The organism is Burkholderia sp. COPS (assembly GCF_019425585.1).
In the GTDB taxonomy this organism is placed as follows: domain Bacteria; phylum Pseudomonadota; class Gammaproteobacteria; order Burkholderiales; family Burkholderiaceae; genus Burkholderia; species Burkholderia cepacia.
In genome coordinates this window covers 430-1,811 of sequence record NZ_WIXR01000072.1, presented here as the reverse complement: position 1 = coordinate 1,811, position 1,382 = coordinate 430, and the positions used below count along the sequence as shown (strand labels likewise).

The following is a 1,382-nucleotide window of genomic DNA, read 5'->3' as shown; positions in this document are numbered from 1 at the left end:
GGCCGATTGGCTCGTGTCGAAAGACCGCGCGCTGCTGAAGCTCGCGAAGCGCACCGCGCGCGATTTCGGCTTCCGGATCGCGCAACCCGCCCCCTTTGCCGAGGCCTGCGCGCTCGACGCCACGCCGGCTTGACGCACGCAACACCACCCGATTTCGACCGTATCGATGAACGCTCCTTCAGACATGCCAACGACTCCCGTTTTCCCTTCGCGCCTGCCGAACGTCGGCACGACGATCTTCACGGTCATGAGCGCGCTTGCAGCAGAAAAAGGCGCCGTGAACCTCGGCCAGGGCTTTCCGGATTTCGACTGCGATCCGCGCATCGTCGATGCGGTTGCGGCCGCGATGCGCAACGGGCACAACCAGTATCCGCCGATGGCCGGTGTCGCGCCGCTGCGCGAAGCAATCGCAGACAAGATCGCGCAGGTCTACGGCCGGCGTTACGATCCGGCGACCGAAATCACCGTCACGGCCGGCGCGACGCAGGCACTGCTGACCGCGATCCTGTGCACGGTGCATCCGGGTGATGAGGTGATCGTCGTCGAACCGACCTACGACAGCTACCTGCCGTCGATCGAACTCGCGGGCGGCACACCCGTGTTCGTCACGCTGGAGGCGCCCGACTACGCGATTCCGTTCGACCGCCTGGCGGCCGCCATCACGCCGAAAACGCGCGTGATCCTGATCAACACGCCGCATAACCCGACGGGTACGGTGTGGCGCGAGGCGGACATGCGCAAGCTCGAAGAGATCGTGCGTGGCACCAACGTGCTGATCCTGTCCGACGAGGTATACGAGCACATGGTCTATGACGGCGCGCGCCATGAGAGCGTCGCGCGTTATCCGGAACTCGCCGCGCGCAGCTTCATCGTGTCGAGCTTCGGCAAGACCTATCACGTGACGGGCTGGAAGGTCGGTTATGTCGCAGCCCCTGCCGCGCTGACCGCGGAATTCCGCAAGGTCCACCAGTTCAACGTGTTCACGGTGAACACACCGATGCAGGTCGGGCTCGCCGACTACCTGCGCGACCCGACACCGTACCTGACGCTTGCCGACTTCTACCAGAAGAAGCGCGACTTCTTCCGTGCCGGCCTCGAGCGCACGCGCTTCAAGCTGCTGCCCTGCACGGGCACGTACTTCCAGTGCGTCGATTATTCGGCGATCAGCGACCTGCCGGAAGCGGAATTCTCGAAGTGGCTCACGTCGGAGATCGGCGTGGCCGCCATTCCGGTGTCGGCGTTCTATCACGAGCCGCACGAATCGGGCGTCGTCCGCTTCTGCTTCGCGAAGCAGGAAAGCACGCTCGCATCCGCGCTCGAACGGCTCGCCCGCCTGTAAGTCCCGCACGGGCGGCCCGAGGCCGCCCTGCAGGAACCGCGTT

1 protein-coding gene and 1 pseudogene are annotated in these 1,382 nt (G+C 65.1%); both read left to right on the top strand.

Annotation, left to right across the window (positions count from 1 at the left end; all coding sequences use genetic code 11):
• Positions 1-133, top strand: a pseudogene (locus FOZ70_RS36085) (putative toxin-antitoxin system toxin component, PIN family); the annotation flags it as partial.
• Positions 134-166: 33 nt separating this feature from the next.
• On the top strand, positions 167-1,339 hold the full coding sequence (locus tag FOZ70_RS36080; RefSeq protein WP_219707806.1) for a pyridoxal phosphate-dependent aminotransferase: 1,173 nt from the start codon (positions 167-169) through the stop codon (positions 1,337-1,339).
• The last annotated feature ends 43 nt before the right edge of the window (positions 1,340-1,382 follow it).

What these genes read in the sequence shown, in the direction of transcription:
- FOZ70_RS36080 (WP_219707806.1), top strand. Translation starts at nt 167, where the DNA reads ATGAACGCTCCTTCAGACATGCCAACGACTCCCGTTTTCCCTTCGCGC.